This is a genomic window from Alkalicaulis satelles, from assembly GCF_008630495.1.
Taxonomy (GTDB): Bacteria; Pseudomonadota; Alphaproteobacteria; order Caulobacterales; family Maricaulaceae; genus Oceanicaulis; species Oceanicaulis satelles.
Window position 1 is genome coordinate 803,684 of the sequence record NZ_VWOJ01000002.1, and the last position, 21,345, is coordinate 825,028.

General features: G+C 66.8%; 21 protein-coding genes. 10 read left to right on the plus strand and 11 right to left on the minus strand.

Annotation, left to right across the window (positions count from 1 at the left end; translation table 11 throughout):
* The first annotated feature begins 211 nt into the window (after positions 1–211).
* The 4 genes from F1654_RS09490 to F1654_RS09505 all read left to right on the plus strand — a co-directional run bounded on the left by F1654_RS09490 (position 212) and on the right by F1654_RS09505 (position 4,479).
* Entirely contained in the window at positions 212–1,759 is a 1,548-nt protein-coding gene (locus F1654_RS09490) for a L,D-transpeptidase family protein (RefSeq protein ID WP_150023273.1), read from the plus strand.
* Positions 1,760–1,777: 18 nt separating this feature from the next.
* On the plus strand, positions 1,778–2,854 hold the full coding sequence (locus F1654_RS09495) for a D-Ala-D-Ala carboxypeptidase family metallohydrolase (RefSeq protein ID WP_150023274.1): 1,077 nt from the start codon (positions 1,778–1,780) through the stop codon (positions 2,852–2,854).
* 83 nt (positions 2,855–2,937) lie between these two features.
* Complete coding sequence (locus F1654_RS09500) at positions 2,938–3,666, plus strand: inner membrane-spanning protein YciB (protein ID WP_150023275.1); 729 nt, start codon at positions 2,938–2,940, stop codon at positions 3,664–3,666.
* 60 nt (positions 3,667–3,726) lie between these two features.
* Positions 3,727–4,479 (plus strand): DUF1223 domain-containing protein, encoded by a 753-nt coding sequence (locus tag F1654_RS09505; protein ID WP_150023276.1) that lies wholly within the window; start codon positions 3,727–3,729, stop codon positions 4,477–4,479.
* 11 nt (positions 4,480–4,490) lie between these two features.
* On the opposite strand, the gene F1654_RS09510 is transcribed toward F1654_RS09505, so the two are convergent.
* Entirely contained in the window at positions 4,491–5,183 is a 693-nt protein-coding gene (locus F1654_RS09510; RefSeq protein WP_150023277.1) for a ChrR family anti-sigma-E factor, read from the minus strand.
* Positions 5,184–5,308: 125 nt separating this feature from the next.
* Positions 5,309–5,890, minus strand: coding sequence for a sigma-70 family RNA polymerase sigma factor (locus F1654_RS09515; protein WP_150023278.1), 582 nt, complete (start codon positions 5,888–5,890; stop codon positions 5,309–5,311).
* 146 nt (positions 5,891–6,036) lie between these two features.
* Between F1654_RS09515 and F1654_RS09520 the strand changes: the two genes are divergently transcribed.
* On the plus strand, positions 6,037–6,558 hold the full coding sequence (locus tag F1654_RS09520) for an invasion associated locus B family protein (protein ID WP_233205209.1): 522 nt from the start codon (positions 6,037–6,039) through the stop codon (positions 6,556–6,558).
* Here F1654_RS09520 and F1654_RS09525 read toward each other — a convergent pair.
* The 3 genes from F1654_RS09525 to F1654_RS09535 all read right to left on the minus strand — a co-directional run bounded on the left by F1654_RS09525 (position 6,546) and on the right by F1654_RS09535 (position 8,249).
* Positions 6,546–7,586, minus strand: a complete 1,041-nt coding sequence (locus tag F1654_RS09525; protein ID WP_150023279.1) for a glycerophosphodiester phosphodiesterase family protein — start codon at positions 7,584–7,586, stop codon at positions 6,546–6,548. The genes F1654_RS09520 and F1654_RS09525 overlap by 13 nt on opposite strands.
* 92 nt (positions 7,587–7,678) lie before the next feature.
* Positions 7,679–7,915, minus strand: a complete 237-nt coding sequence (locus F1654_RS09530; protein ID WP_150023280.1) for a hypothetical protein — start codon at positions 7,913–7,915, stop codon at positions 7,679–7,681.
* A 112-nt stretch (positions 7,916–8,027) separates the two neighbouring features.
* Positions 8,028–8,249 carry a hypothetical protein gene (locus F1654_RS09535; RefSeq protein WP_150023281.1) on the minus strand — a complete coding sequence of 74 codons (222 nt, stop codon included), beginning with the start codon at positions 8,247–8,249 and terminating at the stop codon, positions 8,028–8,030.
* A 149-nt stretch (positions 8,250–8,398) separates the two neighbouring features.
* Here F1654_RS09535 and F1654_RS09540 point away from each other — a divergent pair, with 149 nt between their 5' ends.
* The 3 genes from F1654_RS09540 (at position 8,399) to F1654_RS09550 (ending at position 12,810) form a co-directional block, all read left to right on the plus strand.
* Positions 8,399–10,366: a transglycosylase domain-containing protein gene (locus F1654_RS09540; protein ID WP_150023282.1), complete on the plus strand. Its 1,968-nt coding sequence runs from the start codon at positions 8,399–8,401 to the stop codon at positions 10,364–10,366.
* 91 nt (positions 10,367–10,457) lie between these two features.
* Positions 10,458–12,053 carry a hypothetical protein gene (locus F1654_RS09545; RefSeq protein WP_150023283.1) on the plus strand — a complete coding sequence of 532 codons (1,596 nt, stop codon included), beginning with the start codon at positions 10,458–10,460 and terminating at the stop codon, positions 12,051–12,053.
* 109 nt (positions 12,054–12,162) lie between these two features.
* Positions 12,163–12,810: a c-type cytochrome gene (locus tag F1654_RS09550; protein ID WP_233205210.1), complete on the plus strand. Its 648-nt coding sequence runs from the start codon at positions 12,163–12,165 to the stop codon at positions 12,808–12,810.
* 8 nt (positions 12,811–12,818) lie between these two features.
* Here the strand turns inward: F1654_RS09550 and F1654_RS09555 are convergent, their stop codons facing one another.
* The 3 genes from F1654_RS09555 to chlG form a co-directional block, all read right to left on the minus strand.
* Positions 12,819–13,112, minus strand: a complete 294-nt coding sequence (locus tag F1654_RS09555; RefSeq protein ID WP_233205211.1) for a hypothetical protein — start codon at positions 13,110–13,112, stop codon at positions 12,819–12,821.
* A gap of 11 nt (positions 13,113–13,123) precedes the next feature.
* Positions 13,124–14,311 carry a geranylgeranyl diphosphate reductase gene (locus tag F1654_RS09560; RefSeq protein WP_150023405.1) on the minus strand — a complete coding sequence of 396 codons (1,188 nt, stop codon included), beginning with the start codon at positions 14,309–14,311 and terminating at the stop codon, positions 13,124–13,126.
* A 63-nt stretch (positions 14,312–14,374) separates the two neighbouring features.
* Complete coding sequence (gene chlG, locus F1654_RS09565; RefSeq protein WP_150023284.1) at positions 14,375–15,289, minus strand: chlorophyll synthase ChlG; 915 nt, start codon at positions 15,287–15,289, stop codon at positions 14,375–14,377.
* A gap of 105 nt (positions 15,290–15,394) precedes the next feature.
* On the opposite strand from chlG, the gene F1654_RS09570 reads away from it, so the two are divergent.
* Positions 15,395–16,348, plus strand: a complete 954-nt coding sequence (locus F1654_RS09570) for an IS1595 family transposase (RefSeq protein ID WP_150023285.1) — start codon at positions 15,395–15,397, stop codon at positions 16,346–16,348.
* A gap of 156 nt (positions 16,349–16,504) precedes the next feature.
* Here F1654_RS09570 and F1654_RS09575 read toward each other — a convergent pair whose 3' ends face one another.
* The 3 genes from F1654_RS09575 to F1654_RS09585 all read right to left on the minus strand — a co-directional run bounded on the left by F1654_RS09575 (position 16,505) and on the right by F1654_RS09585 (position 20,351).
* Positions 16,505–17,455 carry a hypothetical protein gene (locus tag F1654_RS09575; protein WP_233205213.1) on the minus strand — a complete coding sequence of 317 codons (951 nt, stop codon included), beginning with the start codon at positions 17,453–17,455 and terminating at the stop codon, positions 16,505–16,507.
* Positions 17,456–17,968: 513 nt separating this feature from the next.
* The gene (ppsR, locus tag F1654_RS09580) at positions 17,969–19,408 is read right to left on the minus strand and encodes a transcriptional regulator PpsR (RefSeq protein ID WP_150023287.1); all 1,440 of its coding nucleotides are present in this window, start codon (positions 19,406–19,408) and stop codon (positions 17,969–17,971) included.
* Positions 19,409–19,439: 31 nt separating this feature from the next.
* Positions 19,440–20,351 (minus strand): cobalamin B12-binding domain-containing protein, encoded by a 912-nt coding sequence (locus tag F1654_RS09585; RefSeq protein WP_150023288.1) that lies wholly within the window; start codon positions 20,349–20,351, stop codon positions 19,440–19,442.
* 420 nt (positions 20,352–20,771) lie between these two features.
* Between F1654_RS09585 and bchF the strand changes: the two genes are divergently transcribed.
* Positions 20,772–21,344: a 2-vinyl bacteriochlorophyllide hydratase gene (gene bchF / locus F1654_RS09590; RefSeq protein WP_150023289.1), complete on the plus strand. Its 573-nt coding sequence runs from the start codon at positions 20,772–20,774 to the stop codon at positions 21,342–21,344.
* The last annotated feature ends 1 nt before the right edge of the window (position 21,345 follow it).

Here is a 21,345-nt window from a genome sequence, read left to right on the forward strand (position 1 = left end):
GCGGATGATCGGGGCGCTAGGCGCCGCGATGCTGGAGCCGATCATCCCCCCTGCCGTCTGAACGCGTGCTGGACCCCCGGTTCAGCCCCGGTTCAGGGCCATGAACGCGCTATCGAAAGGAGATCGCCCCTGACGCGGCGTTGAAACCCGGCCATAATCCGCCATCTTTGAGACCTGAAACGCCCCTTGGCCAAGACGCCTGGAGACCATAATGCGCCTGCTCATCGCCGCCAGCCTCGCCGCCGCCTGCATGTGGAGCGCGCCGGCTTCAGCCAGCGCAGTGTTCGACTGCCGGGCCTGCGAGACCTCCCAGCGCTTCTATGATCTGCGCGCGGGCGCCCTGTCCTGGACTGGTCCGGCCAACGCCCATCATCTCGGTGCGCTGGTGCGCGCGGTGGAGGGCGCGCAGCGTCATGGCCTGCGCGCCGCCGATTATCATCTGGCCGAGCTGGCGGCGGCGGACGCTGAAACGCCTGACGAACGCATCGACCGCCTGGCCACGGATGCCTATATCACGCTGGCCGCTCATCTGCTCTCGGGCCGGGTGGATCCGGTGAGCATCGAGCCCAACTGGACCGCAGCGCGGCGCGAGCGCGATCTGGCGGCCTATCTTCATGTGGCCCTGACCCAAGACGCCGTGGAGGAGAGCCTGGAAGGCCTGGCTCCGGCGTCTGACAGCTATCGCGCGCTGATGGATATGCTGGAGCGCTACCGGGCGCTGGAGGCGGCGGGGGGCTGGGCGCGCGTGGATGAAGGCGGCGTTCTGCGCCCGGGCGACCGGGGCGCGCGCGTGGCCCAGATGCGCGCGCGCCTGGCGGCGTCGGGCGATCTGGCCGAAGCCGATGCGCAAAGCGAAGACCCGGAGCTGTTCGACAGCGCCCTGGAGGCCGCCGTGCGCGGTTTCCAGCGCCGGCTGAGCCTGGAGCCGGACGGGGTTGTGGGCGCGCGCACGCTGGCCCAGCTCAACACCACGCCCGCCCAGCGCATCAACCAGCTGCGCGCCAATATGGAGCGCTGGCGCTGGTTGCCCGAGGATCTGGGCGAGCGCCATATCCGGGTCAATATCGCCGACTTCACGCTGGAGGCGCGCGCAGGCGGCGTGGTGGAGCAGCGCCATGACGTGATTGTGGGCCGGCTGTTCCGGCGCACGCCGGTCTTCTCGGCCTCCATGACCTATTTCGTGCTCAATCCGTGGTGGGAGACCCCGCCGAGCCTGACCGTGCGTGACAAGCTGCCCGCCTTCCGCAATGATCCCGGCTCGGTGGAGCGCCTGGGCTTCCAGGTGATTGACCGCCAGGGCCAGCTGGTGGACCCGTCCACCATCGACTGGCACGCCGTGCCGGCCCAGAACTTCCCCTACCGGGTGCGCCAGGCGCCCGGACCGCTCAACGCGCTGGGCGTGGTCAAGTTCATGTTCCCCAACCGGCACAATGTCTATATCCACGACACGCCCACGCGCGGGCTGTTTGCGCGGGTGCGCCGGGACTTCTCCTCGGGCTGCATCAGGGTGCACGATCCCATGCGCCTGGCCGACTGGGTGGCGGCGGAAACCCCCGACTTCACGCCCGAGCGCATGCGCACCATCGTGGAGCGGGGCAATGAGACCCGGGTCAGCCTTCGCCGGCCGGTCATGGTCCATATCCTCTATCTCACCGCCGTCTCTGACGCAGAGGCTGGCGTGCGGTTCGTGGACGATCTATACGAGCGCGACGGGGGCCTGATCGCGGCGCTGGATGCCGCCGCGCCGCGCGTGGAGTAACCCTGCTTGACCCCATGGATGCGTGCGCCCGCGGGCGCCCTTTGCGCTCTCGCCCTGGCCGCCGCAGCGCCGCTTGCGCCTGCGCAATCAAGCGCCAGCGACCTCGTCCGCGCGCCTGCGCCCCGGCTGGCCCCGGTGCGGGCTATGGAGCCTGTGGCTGATCCCGAGCCGCTCCGGCTTGAAGCCCCCGTGCCGCGCCTGTCTCCGCGCCGCGCGCCGCCGCGCGCGCCTTTCGCCCGGAAGCAAGCCGGGTTCAATCTGACCCTTCGCGGCGAGCTGGTGACGGACCTGGCCGTGTTCACCGTGTTCGCCCGTCCTGGCGAGCGGGTGTTGCTGGAAGCCGATGCGCCGGTGCGCTGGCCGGGCGCGACAGCGCCGTCGCCGCGCCATGTCTGGACGGCGCCGTCACAGCCGGGCCTGTCCACCCTCATTCTTGAGGGCGAAGAGGGGGCGGCGATGACGCTCAATCTGGTCACCATGCGCGCCCTCGCGGAAGCGCGCGGCGGCGTGCTCAACGGTTACCGCATCGGCGAGTACCCTTCAGAGCCCTATCGCGGCGAGGCGGCCTACCGCGCGCCCGAGGCGCTGGTGGAGGTGAGCGGCGCGCTGGCGAACTTGCGCGTCACGCCGCACTTCACCCTGGGTCAGTTCCTGTGCAAGCAGGCCCATGACGGCACGCCCTACGTGCTGGTGACCGAGGCCCTGCTGGTCAAGCTGGAGCATATCCTGGAGGCGGTGAACGAGGCGGGCTGGCGCGTGGATACGCTGGGGGTCATGAGCGGCTACCGCACGCCGGCCTATAACCGGGCCATCGGCAATGGCGCCAATTCGCGCCATGTCTATGGCGGGGCGGCGGATATCTTCATCGATCTGGAAGGCGACGGGCGCATGAGCGATCTCAATGGCGACGGGGTGGTCGACCGGCGCGATGCGGCGCTGCTGTTTGACCTCATCGAGAATCTGTATGGCGCGAGCCCCGACTTCGCCCGCCATCTGGGCGGGCTGGGCGAGTACGGCCCGACCCGTTTCCATGGCGGCTTCGTCCATGTGGACGAGCGCGGCTGGCGCGCGCGCTGGGGCCGGCGCACCGGCTGAGCCCGCCTGCAGCGCCCCTGCGATCCGGCTGGCCTTGGCGGGCGTATTAAGGCATGACGGGATTTGAAGCCACGGAGCGCCCCATGACCGAGACCCAAGCCCGGCCCGAAAATGCGGACACCAAGACCGCGAAGGGCAAAGCCGCCGGCAAGACGGTGGGACAAGGCTCCAAGCTGCTGGTCGATGTGGGCCCGGCGGCGGTGTTCATGATCAGCTATAACGTGGCGCGCGGCCAGATCGGCGATCAGGCGATCTACTGGGCCACCGGCCTGTTCATGGCCGCCACGGCGCTGGCGCTGGTCTGGGCGCTGATCACCCAGAAGCGCTTTCCGCCCATGCTGGTGGTGACCTTCGTCATCGTCACGGCGTTCGGCGCCATGACCATCTATCTGCAGGATCCGGTCTTCATCTATATCAAGCCGACCATCATCAATCTGTTGTTCTGCTTTTCGATCCTGATTTCCTTCGCGTTCGGCTTCAATGTCTGGCGGGCCCTGTTCGGCTCCATTTTCGAGATGCCCGAGCGCGCCTGGACAATCCTGGCCATTCGCTGGGCGCTGTTCTTCGCCTTCCTCGCGCTGATGAATGAATCGCTGTGGCGCCATATCACCGACTCATCGGTGGACCCGGCCTTCATGCAGGCCGCGCGCTGGATCGAGGGCTTCGAGATCACCGAAAGCTTCTGGGTGAATTTCCGCTTCTGGGCTACCTATCCGCTATTCTTCATCTTCGTGCTGCTGAACGTGCCGATCACGCTCAAATACGCCCGCGAACCGGGTTCGGGCGATGAGGCCGGTTCGCCGGCGCAGTGATGCAGTCCGTCACGGCGCTGTGACTTCAATCTTCACGCGCTTTGGGCTAGCTAAATCACCATGAGCATATTTGCTGTCCCGATCATCGCCGTGCTGGCTCTGGTGCAGGCCAATGGCCAAGCTGCAGCGCCTGCGCCGGAGCGCGATCCGTCCGCCGGGCTGGTCGTGGCCGAGCTGTTCACCAGCCAGGCCTGCCGCTTCTGCCCGTCCGCCAACGCCTGGTTCGCCGACGCCGCCGAGGGGCGCGCAGACATGCTCGCCCTGGCCTACGGGGTGGATTACTGGGACGTGATCCATGGCTGGCGCGATGAATACGCCCATCCCGACTTCGCCGCCCGCCAGAAAGCCTATGTGAAGGCTGGCGAGGCGCGCCGGGTGTTCACCCCGCATTTCGTGATCAATGGCGGGCCTGAGCGCATCCGTTTCTCGCCCGAGCGCATGCAGGCCGCCTTCGAGGCCGCCGCACCGCTGGCTCAGGTCAGCGCTGTACGCGACAATGGCGCCATCACCATCCATCTGGAGGGCGCCGCGCCGGAGGGCGGAGCGGATGTCTGGGTGATCCACTTTGCGCCCGGACGCCATGTGCGCGTGATCGAAACCGGGGCCAATGAAGGCGTGGAGATGACCCATTACAACATGGTCCGCGCCATCGAACATGCCGGGCTATGGTCCGGCGGCGTCCAGACCTTTGAGGCGGCCTGGCCTGATGATGCGAGCCTGTCCAGCGCGGTGCTGGTGCAGGCTGGCGAAGGCGGGCGCCTGGTCGCGGCGGGCCGCGTCACCCGCAACAGCGCCGTGGCCCAAAGACACTGAAAATCCGAAAACTAGACGCCCAGCGCGCGCTGCACCCAGCCCAGCGGGCCGGTGAAGGCGAGGGGACCGTCGGTGACCGCCAGCGCAATGCACACCTCGCCCGCTTCAGCCACCGGCTTGTGCTCGGTATCGGGATCGGCGGCGCACAGCTCGCCGCGGGCATAGCGGCCCAGCCCGTCGTGAAACGCGCCGGTCAGCACCAGCGTCATCTCGCGCCCGTCATGGCCGTGACGAGGCACGCCCCGGCCCGGCTCCAGACGGATCAGCTCGGCCTTGGCGCCGTCTTCTTCCATCAAGGTCATGGTGCGCACGCCCGGTCCGGCGAACTGCCAGGCCGCGCCGGCGTCAAGCGCCAGATCACGCACGCCCGCCGGTAATTTCAGGATTTCGTCCAGCGCCTTGCCCGCCGCCTGCGCTGCCCGCCGGGCGGCGGCGTCGCCCGCGCCGGGACGCAGGGCCGCTTCGCCAATTCCGGCCTCTTCAGCATCGATCGCCGCCATCACCTCGCTGAGCGCACCGGCGCGCATGGGGGCGGGCGATGAGGTCTCCAGCATCACGCCGGCGACCGCCTCGGCGGCCGCGCGCTGGCGCGCCACATCCCCGTTCAGGCTCGCCTGGGTCTCCACCAGCAGGCGCATGGGCGCGGACAGGGCGCCGGAGGCGTAAGCGGCGTAAAGCTCGTCACCGAGAGGATGATTTGTCATGGGCGTCGTCGCGTCTGTGGCCAGGCTGGCGTCTTCAGGAGGCGCAATATTGAGCGCGCGAGGATCAGTTCAAGGGCAAGGCGGAGGTCCGGGCGCGCGCATGGCATAATCATCACACCGGCAGCTCAAAGCGTGTCCGGGTCGAGCACCCGGCGCAGCTTGTCGAAGGCCAGGCGCAGGCGCGACTTGACCGTGCCCAGGGGCGCGCCGAGACGCTCTGCGATATCGCGGTGAGACAATCCGTCAAAGAAGGCCAGGCGCAACAACTCCACCTGTTCGCCGGGCAGGTCCTCCAGCGCCTTGCGCACCCGGGCGTCGCGCGCAGCGGCATGGGCCATCTCGTCAGGCGGAGCGCAGGGTTCAGGCTGCAGGGCCGGGTCGGTCTCGTCCAGCGCCGGGCGCGCCGCACGCCGGGCGGCGTCTATGCGCCGGTTGCGGGCAATGCGGAAAATCCATGTGGAGGCCGAGGCCTGGGTGCGGTCGAACTGGCCGGCCTTGCGCCAGACGGTGAGCATCACCTCCTGGGTCAGCTCCTCGGCCAGCGTGTCACCGGCATTGAGGCGCAACAGATAGGCCTTCACCCGCGGGGCGTAGAAATTGAACAGCGCAGCGAACGCATCCCGGTCACGCGCCGCCGCGGCTTCGACCAGACGGTCGAGCTCATCCCGGTCAAGCGCCGGTTCGGCGGGGGCGGGCGCGTCGGGCAAGTCTGGATCACCTAGCGGCTGGATTTAGGGAACATCACACAGGCTTGGAGAGGATTTATCAACCCGCCTCGCCTTGAATCCGCCCTCAAGCACTTGTTTATAGCCGGACGAGACGTCACGCCAGCCCCCGCAACCTGCCGAGACCCATGATGCGCCTGATTGCTGCTGTTTTGAGCCTTGCCCTCGCCGCCGCCGCGCCTGCCGCCGCCCTCCAGTCTGAATCTGGCCCCGAGCCTGTGTTCAGGGCCACCCATAACGCCTGGCTGGTCTTCACCAAGGGCGAAGGGCGCGAGCGCATCTGCTATGTGGTGAGCCGCCCCACCGAGTCCCTGCCGGCCAATGTCCAGCATGGCGAGGTGTTCTTCCTGATCTCCAGCTGGGCCTCGGGCGCGGCCAGCGAACAGCCCAGCTTCCTGGCCGGCTATCCCCTGCGCCCCGACAGCCCGCCGCGCGCGCGCGTGGGCTCGGACCGCTTCGCCATGTATGTCTCCGAGAACGAGGGCTTTATCGAGGCCGAGCGCGACGCCTCGCGCCTGGTGAGCGCCATGCGCCGGGGCGCGACCATGCGGGTGGAGGCCTCCAGCCAGCGCGGCACGGCGACGGTGTATGAATTCTCGCTCCTGGGCGTGACCGCCGCGCTGAACCAGGCGGCGGGCTATTGCCGCTGACGGCGCGCTTGCTCCGCCGCTGACATCGCCGCGCGCACGGCCACAGCCGTGTCCGGCTGGTCGGTGAACACCCCGTCCACGCCCAGCTGATAGAGCGCGCGCAGCTCGTCCTGGACGCTCTCGCCCGCATGGGGCGGGCGGTCATCGCGCACGGTCCATACATGGACGGCGAGGCCCAGCGCATGGGCGGCCTCCAGATAACCGGTGCTGGTCCCGTCCGGATTGAGCAGCACCGAGATGTGCGGCCCCACCGCGTCGGCAAATTGCGCGATCTCCTCAAGGCTGAGCCCGCCGGCATCAAAGCCCTGCGCGTCAGGGCCGTAATAGAGCATGGCCAGCGTCACCGGGGTGAGCGGACGCAGGCGCTGCAGGAAGGGCGCGTCAAACGACTGGACGATGACCGGAGCGCCTTCACGGTTCAGGCCGCGCCGCTCCAGCGCGTCCAGCAAGGCAGGCAGCGGGTCGAGCCCGAAGGCGGCGTGCTCGGCGGGCAGCTTGATTTCAGGCTCGGTGATGATGGTGCAGCTGCATTCGGCTTCCAGCTCTTCCACCAGATCGAAGAAATCATCCAGCGTCATCACCGGATCGATATCGTTATAGTCCTGGCTTCGGTCGGCGAAGACCTGACGGGCGCGCAGCGAGCGCAGCTCGTCAGCGGTGAAATCCATCACCCACCAGTCCTCGCGGCCCATCAGCGTGCGCTGGCGATCGGCGAATTCGGGCCGGTCGGCGATATCGGTGGAGGTGGACAGATACGGGTCATGGCGCACGATCAGCTGGCCATCCGATGACATCATCAGATCGGGCTCGAGAATGTCTGCGCCCTGTTCAAACGCCAGGCGGAAGGCGCTGACCGTGTGTTCGGGCCGGTAGCCCGAAGCGCCGCGATGGGCGACCACTTGCGGGGCTTCGCCCGTCAGCGTGTTCCAGCCGGCTTCAGCCGCAGCGGGCGTATCCGCCGCGCCGCTGCAAGCGGCCAGGGCGGCGGCAAGGGATGCCCACAAGGTCAGGGCGGCAAGGCGGATCATGGCGGGCCTCCGGCAGGCGTGAATCAGCGCCCGGGCACACTAGCCAATCGCGCCCTTGCCTGCGCGTGATGATTTCGTGACGGCTTCGCCCGTCAGAACAGCGAGAAGGCCAGATCGCGCACGCTGTCAAAGCGCCACAGCCCCGCCAGCGATCCGATCACCAGCACCAGAAGGATTTTCCACCGGTGGGCGCGAAGGCCCCGGCGCACAAGGCCAAAACCGGCCAGCGTCGCGCGCCAGCCCACAATGCGCACCGGCAGGCCCACGACAAGGCTCGCCGTCAACGCCAATGCGATCATCACCAGCTCAGCCGGGTATTCCGCCAGCATCACGCCCTCCCCACCGGTCTTGTCCGCACGCGGCGCGCGTGCACCGCCCATATCACGCCAGGCCGGGCGAACCGCGCCTGAAGGCCCGGTTCACAGGGCGTTCATGCGCCTGTCAGCCCCGGCTGGGCCCGCCGCGCGGATTGACCCGGTCGTCCGCTGCGCCCGGTCCGCCCGGCGGGGCTTCGCCGCAATAGGGCCAGCTGCCGGTATTGGGTCCGCGGTCGGGACACACGCTCTCGCCATCAGGCATCAGCGCGCACGCCCCGAGCGCCAGCGCGCCTCCCGCAGCGGCGGCGCCGCGCAAGGCGGCGCGGTTGAACAAGCGTCGGGCCATGAGATCATTCCCTCTGGAGGCTCAACGCCCATGATCGCGCGGCCCAGGCGCGCGGGCAAGACAGGAATCGGGATGATGTTTCACCCGCCCTTAACCCTGCTGACGCTTTGTGGGGCCGGTCATGACCGGTCAGACAGAGCGCGCAATCCATGCCTGATCATAAGAGCCCGCGGCCCTATTCGCGCGTGCGCCCGTCCCGCAAACGCCGGGCGGGGGCGGGGAGCTGGCTGCGTCTGGGGGCGTCGGCGGTTCTGCTGGCCTCTCTGGCCGGCGCGGTGTGGCTGGCCTCGCTGGCGCGCACCCTGCCCGAGCTGTCCGGGCTGGAGCCTGCGCCTTCGGCGGGCGCGATCGTTTTGCTGGACCGGCACGGGCGCACCATTGTGCGCCGCGGCGAGGCCGGACAGGCCGCCATCCGCGCCGGGGATCTGCCGGGCACGCTGGTGGACGCGGTTCTGGCGGTGGAGGACCGGCGGTTCTACAGCCATTTCGGCGTCGATCTGATCGGCGCAGGCCGGGCGGCGCTGGCCAATATGCGCGCCGGGCGCGTGGTGCAGGGCGGGTCCACCATCACCCAGCAGCTGGCCAAGAATTTGTTCCTGACGCCCGACCGCACGCTGGAGCGCAAGGTGCAGGAAATGATGCTCGCCTTCTGGCTGGAGCAGCGCTTCACCAAGGACGAGATCCTCGCGCTTTATCTCAACCGGGTCTATTTCGGCGCCGGCGCCTGGGGCGCGGAGGACGCCGCCCAGCGCTATTTCTCCAAGAGCGCGCACGAACTCACCCTGGGCGAAGCGGCCCTGCTGGCGGGCCTTCTGAAGGCGCCCTCGCGCTACGCCCCCACCTCGGACGCGCGCCGCGCCTCGGTGCGCGCCACGGTGGTGCTCGATCTGATGCTGGCGGCGGGCCGGATCACCGAGGCTGAACGCATCGCCGCCGCCGAGGCGCCCATCCGGGTGTCGCGTGGAAACGCCAGCCCGGGCGCGGGCTGGTTCGCCGACTGGGTGCTGCCCCAGGTGCGCGAGCTCGCGCCCGGTCACACGGGCGATCTGGTGGTGCGCACCACGCTCGACATCGCCGCCCAGCGCGCCGCCGAACAGGCCCTGCGCGAGGGCCTCAATGATCCGGCCCTGGCGCGCGGCGCCGGAACAGGCGCGCTGGCGGCGCTTGATCACACCGGCGCCGTGGTGGCCATGGCCGGCGGGGCCGATTATGTGCGCTCGCCCTTCAACCGGGCGGTCAGCGCGCGGCGCCAGCCCGGCTCGGCGTTCAAGCCCTTCGTCTACGCCGCGGGGTTCGAGGGCGGGCTGACCCCCGATGACGTGTTCGAGGACCAGCCGGTGCGTTACGGCTCCTGGGCGCCGGAGAATTTCAACAATCGCTATGAGGGCCCGATGACGCTGGAGACCGCGTTCGCGCGTTCCTCCAATGCGGTCGCCGTGCAGGTCTCAGAGACCACCGGGCGCGGCTGGGTGTTGCGCACGGCGCGCCGCATGGGCGTGACCAGCCCGATCCAGAACACGGCGTCGGCGGCCCTGGGCGCCTATGAGGTGACCCCGCTGGAGCTGATCGGCGCCTATCTGCCCTTCATGAATGGCGGGCGTGCGGCTGAGCCTTACGCCATCACCGCCATCGAGGCGCCGGACGGCCGGGTGATCTGGGCGCGCGAGGACGCGCCGGGACCGGTGGTGCTGGCCGGGCGCGTGGCCGCGGACATGGACCGCATCTTCGCCGCCGCCGTGGAGACCGGCACCGGGCGCAGCGCGCGCGTTCCCGGCCGTGAGGTGCGCGGCAAGACCGGCACCACCAACGGCCATCGCGACGCCTGGTTCGCGGGCTGGTCGGAGGGGATGGCCGCTGTGGTGTGGATGGGCAATGACGATTTCTCCCCTACGCAGGAAGCGTTGGGCGGGGCGGGTCCGGCCCAGGTCTTCGCCCGCTTCATCAACGCTGCGCCGGTTTATCCCGCGCCGCTGGACGCCCTGCTGATCGAGCCTGCGCGCCGGGATGATCCCATAGCGGCCCTGCTCGAGATGCCGGCGCCTGCGCCAGAGCCCGATCCGGAACCGGACGGGGACGACCCTATCGCGGCCCTGTTGGGACGCATGGGCGGGGACTGAAATCAACTGCTTGACGCAAAACTATGAGATGCGCGCCGCACACTCAGGCGCTAATGTGCGCGCCTTGCCGTGCGAAACAGGGGACCTCGCCATGACTGACGCCATCCGCCTATCCAAGCTGGCCGCCATTAGCGCCTTCGCCGCCATCGCCGTCACCGCCTGCGGGCCGGATCGCCCGGGCGAGGGACCGCGCACCGAGGTCACCCGCGATCAGATCGAGGAAGGCTTGGGCGCTCTGGGCATGGCCGAAGAGTCCCGCATGGAATGGGACTCCTCTGTCATTGACGGGGGCGTGGCGGTTTTCACCGGCGTGACCCGCCCGGACAGCGAGCTTCCTGGACGCATCGGGCGCTTCTCCATCGCCGCGCCGCGCGTGGAAGGCGGGGTGACCCGGTTTGATGCGCTGGAGGCCGAAGACCTCACCGTTGAGGACGAGGACCAGATCACCCGGCTGGAGCGCCTGAAGGTGGACCAGCCCGGACCGGGCCTGTCGCAGTGGCTGTCCGACGTGATGGCGGGCCGGATGAATGAGGGGGGCTATGAGCCGCCTTCGCGCAGCGCCGCCGATTACACGTTCTCCGAAGTCTCCATGAGCGGCATGACCATTGCCCCGCGCGACAATGGGGCCGCCCCCACGGGCCGGATCGCGCGCATGGCGCTGGAGGATTTCGACGGTCAGAAGCTGGGCCGCGCGGTGATCGAGGGCATGGCCTTCCGTGATGCGGGCGAGGCGGGCGAAGCGTTCATGTTCGCTCTGGAGGAATTCTCCATGACCGGAATGGACGCCCTGTTTGCGGAAATCTTCCTCAATCTGGACGACGAGACCGGTTTCCCGGCGCTGGGCGACGCGTTCGGCGACGCCATGTCAGCCTGGATGCGCCCGACGGGCGCGTTTGACGCCATGCGTGTGCGCGGTCTTGAGCTGGCTGCAGGCGGCGCGTCCATCGACATGCCCTCTATGGACATGCGCTATGAGACGCGGCGTGATGACAGCATCGACATCATCGCCGAGATGCCCAGCCTGCGCATCGCGCTGTCCCCGGACGCCCCTGAAATGGCTGAAGCCTCACAGATGCTGGCGATGATGGGCTATGAGGTTCTGGAGTTCGCCGCTTACAGCCGCACCCGTTTCGATCCGCAAGCCGACCGGGCCACCACCACGCTGGATGATTACTGGTTCGAGCTCACGGACGGGCTGCGCATATCCCTGGCCCAGGACGTGACCGGCTTGCAGGCCTATTCGGACGCCACCGCCGCCCTGATGAGCGAGATGATCATCCTGGCCGAGGAGGACCCGGCCCAGCTTGACGCCGCCGATGAGCGCCTTCTGGAGGCTTATGGCCATCTCAAGGTGAACGCGATGACGATCCGCATCGAAGATCGCGATCTGGTGTCGCGCCTGATCGCCATGAATGCGCAGATGCAGGGCGTCAGCCCGGAAGAGGCGCGCATGCAGGCGGCCACCATGGTCAGCCTGGGCATCGCCATGGCTGGGGGCATGTTGCCTGACGGCCTGGCCCTGCAGCTGGGCGGCGCCATCAGCGCCCTGATCTCGGAGGGCGGCGCGGTGGAGCTGGTCATGAACCCGGACGAGCCCGTGGGCATGGACCTGTTTTTCAAGCTGGACGAGGACATGTCCGTCCTGTCCGATCTGGGCCTGTCAGTGCGTCATATCCCGCCGCAATAAGGCCCGCTCACGGCCTTCCGGGCGGGTGTGTGTGAAATTTTCCGGCGGGACTAGCCGTCAGCCTATTCAGCGCTATCTTCACTCAGCCAATTTGGGAGGAGCAGGCTCAATGAAGACGACGCATCTTTTTGTAGCGCTTATGGCGTCCACGGCTCTGGCCGCATGTGGAGACAATAACCAGCCTGCGGCGGACCAGCCGGCGCCGCCCCCGGCCGCTGCGCCCGAACCCGATGAGGCCGCCGCGCAGACCGAAGCGGATGAAGACGCGGCCGACGCGGAAGAAACGGTTGAAGACGCCGCTGATGAAACGCCTGACAGCCCTTCTGAGACGGAGGCCGCCGCCGGGGAAGAGCCTGAGGCTGAAGAACCCGCCGCCAGCGAGACCAATGGCAATGGCGCCGGCGCCGTGGGGGATGGCGAGTTCCTGGTTGCTGGCCTGACCGGCAATCCCCAGGCGGGCCGCCGTGTGTTCGTGCAGTGTCAGACCTGCCATGTCATGGACGAGGGCGTGAACCGCACCGGCCCGTCCCTGTATGGTATTTTCGGGCGCACTGCGGGCACGGTGGAAGGCTTCCGCTACTCCGCCGCCAACCGCGATTCCGGCGTGGTGTGGGACGCCGAAGTCATGTTCGAGTATCTGGAAAATCCGCGCCGCTTCATGCCGGGCACCAATATGGTGTTCCCCGGCATCCGCAATGAGCAGCAGCGTGCGGATCTCATCGCCTGGATGAAAGAGAATGGCGGGGTGGCCGAATAGGCCTCACGTCAGGGCCGGTCCGGCGCCTTGAACCGGCGCCGGCGCGCCACATCCGCGATATGACAGGCAAAGGCGGCGGCCAGCATGGCCGCCGTCAGCATGTGGGGGGCGCCGGTCAGCGCCGCGCGCACGGCCAGAAGCAGCATCACGCCCGGCGCGATCAGCGCGGCGATGTCGAGAAGGCTCATCGCCCCGCGCAGGCGCGGCCACAGGGCCAGCACGGCGCATTCCGCCACCACCAGAACCAGGATCAGATCGACCACGCGCCCCGTGACGAAGAGGCTTTCCAGCCAGACAGGCATGCCCGCCCCGCTCAGCGCGGCGACATGCCCAGGAGATGGGCGAGGTCTTTGAAGAAGATGCGCGCATGGGCGCCCGGATCGCGGCGCACCAGTTCTTTTTCCATATAGCCCTGCCAGGTCAGGCGCTGCACATCCTCATCGGCGCAGATCGACACGAAGCGCTCGCGCCGCTTGTCGCTGCGATACCAGAAGTGCTGCATGATCCCCAGGATCCAGAAGACCTTGCCGTGATCCTTCATGAAGCGCTTGCGCACCCCCGCCAGAGCGCGCGCATCGCCGGTGGCCAGGAACGCCAAAGCGCCATCGCCAGCCATCTCGCCCGAGGTCATGGCGTAAAATATCCCTTCGCCCGATGACGGCGCGACGGCGCCGGCGGCGTCGCCGCACAGCACCACGTCGCGGCCATTATCCCAGCGCGGCGCGGGCTTGTAGGGCAAAGGCGCGCCTTCGCGGCGCACGATCTCGCACCCGTCAAGTCCGGCGGACTGGCGCAAGGCCTTGACCGCGCCGCGCAAGGAAAAGCCCTTGACCTGGCTGCCCGTGCCCACGCTGGCGACGGCGCCATGGGGAAAGACCCAGCCATAGAAGTCCGGCGAGATGCGCCCGTCATAATACACGTCGCAGCGGCGCGGATCGTAATGTGAGCCCGAACCGGCCTCAGGCGCGCGCACGATCTCATGATAGGCGAACACGCTCTTGACCTTGTGCGCGCCCTTCACCGTCTGCCGGGCGAGCCTGGAGCGCGCCCCGTCCGCGCCGATCACCACGCGCGCGCGCACCCGCACTTCGTCGTCAGGCGCTTCGGCGGGCGCGAACACGATGACCGCCGTCCCGTCTTCATCGCGCTCGAACCGGTCAAACGCGCCGTCGCGGCGCACCGCGCCCGCGTCGGCGGCGCGCTGGCGCAGGAATTCATCGAAATGCTCGCGGTCCACCATGCCCACATAGCCCTGGCCAATGGGCATATCCACTTCCTTGCCGGAAGGGGCGAGAATGCGCGCACCCTGGGTGCGCGCCACGATCTGGGCGTCGGGTATGCGGTATTCGCGGATCAGCTTGGGCGGCACCGCCCCGCCGCAGGGCTTGATGCGTCCGGGCTTGTCGATCAGCAGCACCGAAGCGCCGGCCCTGGCCAGCGTCTGGGCGGCGGTGGCCCCGGCGGGCCCGCCGCCGACCACGACAGCGTCATAGGTTTCCATCGTCTGGCTCACGCGAAGGGCCTCCTTCAAGACGCGCCGCGCACGGCGCAGGTCTGGCGCGCGTTACAGCGCGGCCTGGTTCAGTCCGGACAGGGCGAAAGCGCTCGCCAGCATGCCCAGCACGTAAAGCATCACGCCGGTGGCGTTGTACCAGGGCGCCAGGGCCTTGGGATCGCGCATCAGGCGGGCCATCAGGGCGATCTGGATCGCAAGGGAAAGGCCCACCAGTCCGGCATGAAGGGGCGTGTTCCAGATCATCAGCAGAGCGATCACCACCGCCTGGGGAACCGCCATGGTCACGCAGGCGATCCAGGCCGCCTTGCGCGGGCCCAGCGCGGCGGGCAGGGATTTCAGCCCCATGGCCCGGTCGCCCTCGATGGCCTTGAAATCATTGAGCACCATGATGCCGTAAGCGCCCAGGCTGTAGAGCACGGCCAAGGTGATGGTGCGCGCATCGGGCAGGGCCTGGGCCATCACGGCGGCGCCGGTGAACCAGGCCAGGCCCTCATAGGAGAAGCCCACCGAGAGCGGGCCCCATATGCCGCTGCGCTTCAGGCGTACGGGCGGCGCGCTATAGGCCCAGGACAGGGCCACGCCCGCCGCCGCCGCCGCCAGAACCCACACGCCCAGAAAGCTCGCCCAGACCAGCCCGGCCACAGACCAGAAAATTGCAATCCATAGGCCCCAACGGCCGGGAATCCGGCCCGACGGAATCGGGCGCCCGGGCTCGTTGATGGCGTCCACATGCCGGTCGAACCAGTCATTGACCGCCTGGCTGCCCGCGCACAGGAGCGGCCCGGCCAGCAAGACCCCGCCGATCAGAAGCCAGAGATTGTCAAAGCTCATCTGGCCCGAGGACACCACCCCGCAGCCGAACGCCCACATGGGCGGAAACCAGGTGACAGGCTTTGACAGCTCCACCACCGCCAGAAGCGATGTTTTCAGGCGCGGGGCCGGTGCTGCCGCAGTGTGATCCATGACTGTAAGCTACGGCTCACAGTCAATACCGTCAACCAAACTGGACATTATGCACTTTACATACCGAGCGTGATCGGCTAGGTTCTTGCTCAAGGAGTTAGAGCAATGACCGATCTTACCAGTCCGATCTTTCACGATGAACAAGCCGCTCGCGAGCATTTTGAGAAGCTGCGCTGGCCGAACGGGCGCACCTGCCCGCACTGCGGCGAGGTCGATAACTCCACCCTCATGCAAGGCAAATCCCACCGCCCTGGCCTCTATAAGTGCAAGGGCTGTGAGAAGCCGTTCACTGCCACGATGGGAACCGTTTTTGAGTCCTCGAAGCTGCCCCTCACCAAGTGGCTGTTGGCGGTTCAACTCATGGTATCGAGCAAGAAGGGCATTAGCGCGGCCCAACTTCAACGTAATCTCGGCCTCGGCTCCTACCGGACGGCTTGGTTTGTGGCTCACCGTATCCGCGAAGCGATGCGCGAGGGCAGCCTTGAAACCCCGATGGGCGGTGGTGGCGGCGATGTGGAAGCCGATGAAACGTTCATCGGTCGTGACTCCGATGTGCCGGAAAGCCGTTTGCCTTACCGCAGCATGTGCAAGGTTCTGACGCTGGTAGACCGGGACACCGGTCGCGCTCGCTCATTCGTCATGGATCATCTCAGCGCCAAAACCATCGCACCGATCCTGCAAGAGAACATCGCGAAGGAGGCCCGTCTGATCACCGACGAGGCCGCCCACTACCGGGCTCTCGGCAAAGACTTCGCCGCGCACGGCTCTGTCTCTCACGCCCGCGATGAGTATGTCTCTCGGGAGGATCGCACCATCAACACGCAGACGATTGAAGGTTTCTTCGCGATCTTTAAGCGAGGGATGCGCGGCATATACCAGCACTGCGCCAAGCGGCACCTTCACCGCTACATGGCTGAGTTCGATTTCCGCTATACCCACCGCATCGCGCGCGGCGTGGACGACGATATGCGGGCTGCGAAAGCGATCACTGGAGCCATTGGCAAGCGCCTCAAATATCAAAGGCCTTGTGGCCCGGAAACGGCGGCGCTTGCAGGCTAAGAAGCGTCGTTCCCGCTGGTGGACGAAGACGCGGCGGCGATAGGCCTGCCGCGTCTTCCGCCCGGCTCAGATTTAGGCCTCGGTTTCGGCGGCGTGGCGAGCATAATCCTGAGCACCTCATCACGCCGCGCGTCAGCTTCCAGACAGCCCTTTGGGTCAGAGATCGCCTTCTTCTTCGTCCTCATCGGTATCCATCTCCAGTATCTCTTGATACTTCTCAAGCTTCCGTCGCAGGCGTGCGAGACTGCTCGCATTGAGGTCATACGCCTCAACATGGATTTTAGCCCCCTCTTGAATGACCTTGAAGGGAGGCCGCTCACCCCCCTGCGTCTTTAAAGTGTTTGGCGAGGGCGGAGCTGGCGGAGGCGTCATCCCGCCCTCCGGCGGAACTCGAACGCCTGACGGAGGAGCTGGCGGCTTTTCAATTGATACTTCGGTCATGGGTATTCCTGTGTCGCTGCCTTCCACGGCCAGCCACGCCTCGTCATCACTGACCCAGCGTATCCGGCGTGGCTTCTCGAACTGCAGCGCTCCGCCAGAGTCCCATTGGACGTAGTCACCGACCTTCGGTGTAGTCGCGGACCCTTCTAGGGGCTGCATTGACGACGATTCTCCCGCTTCACCGGCGGAAGGGCCACCACTTCCGTCAACTTCTTCCTGCTCAAGATAGCGGCAAGTGTCCAAGTAGGCCTGAGTGACAGGACCGATAGCCCGGTCCTGAAAATTCTCCCGTACGAGCCATGATTTCAGAGCGGGCTCGGACGGCACATGCGGGAACCGCTCTTTTATCGAGCGAAAAACCTGTGGATGGAACGCGGCCTCTACAAGCGCCCGACGCTTCCCCGCAGGACTATCGGGGTGAAGTATGTCCACGGCCATCTTGCTCACGCGCACGAGCCCCTTACCGCCGCGTTCCAGCAGGCCGTAATGGACCAAAGAGGCAATTGCCTTATCCGAAGCGCCGGAGAGGCCGCTATATCCAAGGTGGATTGCGGCGGTTTCCCGATCGATCTCAGCAGTGCGATCGGCGTCATGAATTTTTCGGACCCGATCAATCGCCTTTTGAAGCGACATATTCGGGTACCCAGGGCTTTGCTGGCGAGGCATGGCTTTCTCCGCTTCTATTCCGAACTGCAAAGACGTATACAGCCGCTCAGCGGAAAAAGCAAACGAAGCGGAAGCAACCGGAGTTCCCGGGTTGACGGCGCCACCACGCTATGGCGATATAGGACCCGCGGCATCCAGCCGCGCGATTCGCAGAAAGGGCGGTGCGCCATGTTCAGGAGGGTAAGAGCCCGCTTCGTCTTCGCCGACCGGCGTTGCGGGCCCGGAAAAGCAGGAAAGGCCGCGATCCCGCTCCCGTGACAAGGAAAGATCGCGGCCTTTAATCGGCAATCATATTTCCACCCCCAGTCCACACGGGGGAAAGGAGCAATGGCTCGTCTGGTTCCACCCCGGCGGGCCGTTGTGCTATCTATATATGTGAATCCCCCTGATTTAGCAAGAATATTCGGCAGTTATGCGCTTGCCTGTTTGGGCTAAAATGCCTCAATTGTCGCCGGTATGTAAAGTGCATAATGTCCACCAAACTTGACGCCTTCCGGCTCCATCGGGGCCGAATTAATGTTCGGGCTTGGGAGTCAGTTCGCCGATCTTGTGGCGGTGCATCTTGGCGTACAGGCTCTGGCGGCTCAGACCGAGGATCTCCGCCGCCGAGGCGCGGTTGTCATTGGTCAGGGCCAGCGCCGCCTCGATACAGCTCTGCTCGATCATGTCCGTGCTTTCGCGCACGATATCCTTGAGCGCCACCCGTCCCACCAGATCGGTGAGCTGGTCAACGCTGGCGGGCATGGCCGCCCCGCTCTCGCGGCGGCCCGCCACCAGGCGCCGGCCCACGGGCCGGATGGAAAATCCGTACACCGTGCCCGATGGTCCAGGCGCGGCCACGGCGGACACTTCCACCGGCTCGCGCAGATCATGCTGGCTGCGCACCATGGTCGCGAAATTGCGGATCACGCCGTGCTCGCGCAGATTGGCCATCAACACGTTCACTTCGGTTTCGGTGCGGCCCAGATAGGTCTCGACAGGCGTGCCGGCTGCGGCCTTGACATCACTCAGCTGGACGATGTCGGCGAAGGCTTCGTTGACCGAGAGGATCTTGCCGTCCTCGCCGGTCAGCACCAGCCCGTCAGGCAGTATGGCGGCCAGGCGCGCCAGCGAGGCGCCGCTCTGGGCGGCGGCGGGCGCATTCATCTCCGCGATGCGCACCAGATAATGGACATCCCGCCCCTGGCGGTAGATCGAGGCGGACAGCTGGCAGGGCTGATGGGCGCCCTCAAGCGTCAGCTCCACGCGTTCGGTGCGTCCGGTCTTGCGCGCCACGGCCAGCGTCTCGCGCACCGCTTCGGACCGGGCCGGTCCGAACACGCCGTCCAGCGTGCGCCCTTCCAGACGCTGGGCCGGCCGGCCCAGAAGGCGCGCCGCCGCTGCGTTGACATCGGTGACCTTGGAGCTGGCGCCTTCAACAATGATGACGCCTTCGGACGACAGCTGGAACAGGAGGCGGAAGCGGGTTTCGGCCTCGCGCACGCGGGCATAGTCCTGCTCCATGGCGCGCTGGGCCTCGATCAGGCGCTTTTGCATGCGCGCCGCCGCGCGCAAATCGCGCCCGATGGCCAGCGTCCACCCCTCGCGCCCTGTGGGCAGGGTGAAGTAGCGCACCGGCAGGTCATGCCCGCCAGGCTGGGCGTGATTGACATGGCGCCAGCGGCGCTTGCCGGCATGAGCCGGCGCGTTCAGAAGCGCGCTGATCTTGTCGCGGGAATCATCCTGGACCAGCTCGATCCATTTACGCCCGATCCAGCTGTCCACGGCGTCTTCGTCGGCGAACTCGTCACCGGAATAGGCTGCATCACGGATCACCCCGCGGTGATCGACCAGCAGGGCGAGATCAGCCGCATTCGCGGCCAGGTCCGCCGCCATCTCATCAATGAAGGCCGAGAGGGCGACATCTCTGGACCGGAATTGGGCATTGGGGCCTTCGGTGGCCTTTGTGTCCATGGAATCGCCTTGTGACCGTTATGCCTTGTATTCACACAGCAGCTGTAAGCCTATGGACCAAACGTTCCGCTGTGACAACCGCGCGCACGCCGTCCGTTGCGGTCGCATCCGCGCCGATGCGCCGCGCCATTTCCATATCCCCATTGAACGCCGGTCCGCCAACCAGGACGATCAGATCAGGGTTCCGGGATTGAGCCCGCAGCTGACGGATCAGCTCACGCAGCGGCTTGACCTTGACCGCACAACTCGCCGACAGGCCCACCACGTCATAGCGGGTCTGGGCCACCGCCTCGGTCAGATAGCCTGCCTCGGGCGCGGATTCGCAGTGCACGCGCCAGCCTGACCGGGCGAAGAATTCGCCCACCATAACCACGCCGAATACATGCTGTTCGCCTGGCGAGGGCGCCAGCAGGATGCGCGGCGAGGCTTTACCCGAGCCCAGACTGCCGGGCGTATCGGCTCTCAGCCCGTCGAGCACGCGGTGCAGCTTCATCAGACCGATGGTGACATCGGTGAAATCAACCAGGTCCTCTTCCCACAGCCAGCCCAGATGACGCGCGGCCGGGGTGAGCAGCTTGAGCAGTATGTCTTCGTGACTGAAGCCGTCCTGGATGAGTGCATCAATGTCATCGACCAGCACACATGCATCGCTGTCCACGGCCCGGCGGGCGAATTGTTCGATCTGCGAGGGGCTGAACGGGGCGGGCGGGAACGGGCGCGGCGGGGTGTCAAGCGCCGCCGCCGCCTCGCGATTGATCAGCATCAGGCGGGGAATGATCTCCGCCTCGATCAGCTTGTCGAGCACATCCTTGGGCGGGCCGGCCTTGTCCAGTTGGCAGGGACCCGGCTTCGGGCCTAGCCCCCATAACTTCCAGGCGAACGGCGCGTGCCTTTGCTTCGCAAGACCGGCCAGTTTGAACGGGTCGAATTCCGTTTGCGCCATGCCAGATGCCTATCCTCCCCACGCGGTCTGCCGGGGGCGGAGGGGCCGCCCGGGCGCCACGCTTTTAGTGACCGCTGCCAATTTCGGGTGGTAGCGGCGGTGACGGACCGCCCAGGACTTAGCTAGGGCGCCTGAGGATCGGACCGCCCCTAATTATGCTTCAAACCTGACAGTTAATCGGTGCGTGCGCCAGAGAAATCTTTGCTGCGCCGCCCGATAGAGCCCGTTGCCCGCGGGCAAGCGACTGTCAAATCAACAGAACGTCCAATTTTGTTGACACTCGCTTTATCGCTGCCTTACGCTCCAGGCTGCAAGAAGCGCAAGGGAGGGCGAGTCATGCAGGCCGATACCGGACGCAATCATCGCCAGTTTTCACTCAGCCAAGGCCGCCAAAGAGATGTTGCGGCAGGCCTAGGAGGCATGACGGACCGCTGGCTTCAGGCGTTTATCGACACCGTGGCGCCCTGTCCGTGGACGGCTCATGCCGGCAGTTCCATCGCGGCGCGCCGCCGGGTGCGCGCCGTACGCGCCGGGACGCGCGCACCGATCTACACCGCCGAGCAGCGCCGCATCCGTGACGCGACCCCCTGGACGCTGGTCCAGGGCGTGCTCGCGCCCCTGCAATTCGTGATCTTCGCAGCCAGCCTCTATCTGGTGGTGCGCTATCTGGCTGTGGGCGAGGGCTATGCGCTGGCCACGGCCTCGGTGGTGATCAAGACCCTGGTGCTCTACGCCATCATGGTCACCGGCGCGATCTGGGAGAAGGTGGTGTTCGGGCGCTATCTGTTCGCCCCGGCCTTCTTCTGGGAAGACGTCTTCTCCATGGTCGTGCTGGCCCTGCACACCGCCTATCTGGCGGCGGTGATCTTCTCCATCGGCACGGCTGACCAGCAGATGATGATCGCGCTGGCGGCCTATTTCACCTACGTCATCAATGCGGGCCAGTTCCTGTGGAAGCTGCGCCTGGCGCGGCTGGAGGGGGCGGCCTCTTGAC

Excerpts from the sequence above, each read along its gene's own strand:
- F1654_RS09535 (WP_150023281.1), bottom strand. The coding sequence starts at position 8,249 with ATGGCCCGACGCTTGTTCAACCGCGCCGCCTTGCGCGGCGCCGCCGCT.
- F1654_RS09570 (WP_150023285.1), top strand. The coding sequence starts at position 15,395 with ATGACCGATCTTACCAGTCCGATCTTTCACGATGAACAAGCCGCTCGC.
- F1654_RS09540 (WP_150023282.1), top strand. The coding sequence starts at position 8,399 with ATGCCTGATCATAAGAGCCCGCGGCCCTATTCGCGCGTGCGCCCGTCC.
- F1654_RS09505 (WP_150023276.1), top strand. The coding sequence starts at position 3,727 with ATGAGCATATTTGCTGTCCCGATCATCGCCGTGCTGGCTCTGGTGCAG.
- F1654_RS09500 (WP_150023275.1), top strand. The coding sequence starts at position 2,938 with ATGACCGAGACCCAAGCCCGGCCCGAAAATGCGGACACCAAGACCGCG.
- F1654_RS09510 (WP_150023277.1), bottom strand. The coding sequence starts at position 5,183 with ATGACAAATCATCCTCTCGGTGACGAGCTTTACGCCGCTTACGCCTCC.
- F1654_RS09495 (WP_150023274.1), top strand. The coding sequence starts at position 1,778 with ATGCGTGCGCCCGCGGGCGCCCTTTGCGCTCTCGCCCTGGCCGCCGCA.
- F1654_RS09530 (WP_150023280.1), bottom strand. The coding sequence starts at position 7,915 with ATGCTGGCGGAATACCCGGCTGAGCTGGTGATGATCGCATTGGCGTTG.
- F1654_RS09585 (WP_150023288.1), bottom strand. The coding sequence starts at position 20,351 with ATGGCGCAAACGGAATTCGACCCGTTCAAACTGGCCGGTCTTGCGAAG.
- F1654_RS09545 (WP_150023283.1), top strand. The coding sequence starts at position 10,458 with ATGACTGACGCCATCCGCCTATCCAAGCTGGCCGCCATTAGCGCCTTC.
- ppsR (WP_150023287.1), bottom strand. The coding sequence starts at position 19,408 with ATGGACACAAAGGCCACCGAAGGCCCCAATGCCCAATTCCGGTCCAGA.
- F1654_RS09520 (WP_233205209.1), top strand. The coding sequence starts at position 6,037 with ATGATGCGCCTGATTGCTGCTGTTTTGAGCCTTGCCCTCGCCGCCGCC.
- F1654_RS09575 (WP_233205213.1), bottom strand. The coding sequence starts at position 17,455 with ATGCCTCGCCAGCAAAGCCCTGGGTACCCGAATATGTCGCTTCAAAAG.
- F1654_RS09490 (WP_150023273.1), top strand. The coding sequence starts at position 212 with ATGCGCCTGCTCATCGCCGCCAGCCTCGCCGCCGCCTGCATGTGGAGC.
- F1654_RS09525 (WP_150023279.1), bottom strand. The coding sequence starts at position 7,586 with ATGATCCGCCTTGCCGCCCTGACCTTGTGGGCATCCCTTGCCGCCGCC.
- F1654_RS09560 (WP_150023405.1), bottom strand. The coding sequence starts at position 14,311 with ATGGAAACCTATGACGCTGTCGTGGTCGGCGGCGGGCCCGCCGGGGCC.
- bchF (WP_150023289.1), top strand. The coding sequence starts at position 20,772 with ATGACGGACCGCTGGCTTCAGGCGTTTATCGACACCGTGGCGCCCTGT.
- F1654_RS09550 (WP_233205210.1), top strand. The coding sequence starts at position 12,163 with ATGAAGACGACGCATCTTTTTGTAGCGCTTATGGCGTCCACGGCTCTG.
- chlG (WP_150023284.1), bottom strand. The coding sequence starts at position 15,289 with ATGGATCACACTGCGGCAGCACCGGCCCCGCGCCTGAAAACATCGCTT.
- F1654_RS09555 (WP_233205211.1), bottom strand. The coding sequence starts at position 13,112 with ATGCCTGTCTGGCTGGAAAGCCTCTTCGTCACGGGGCGCGTGGTCGAT.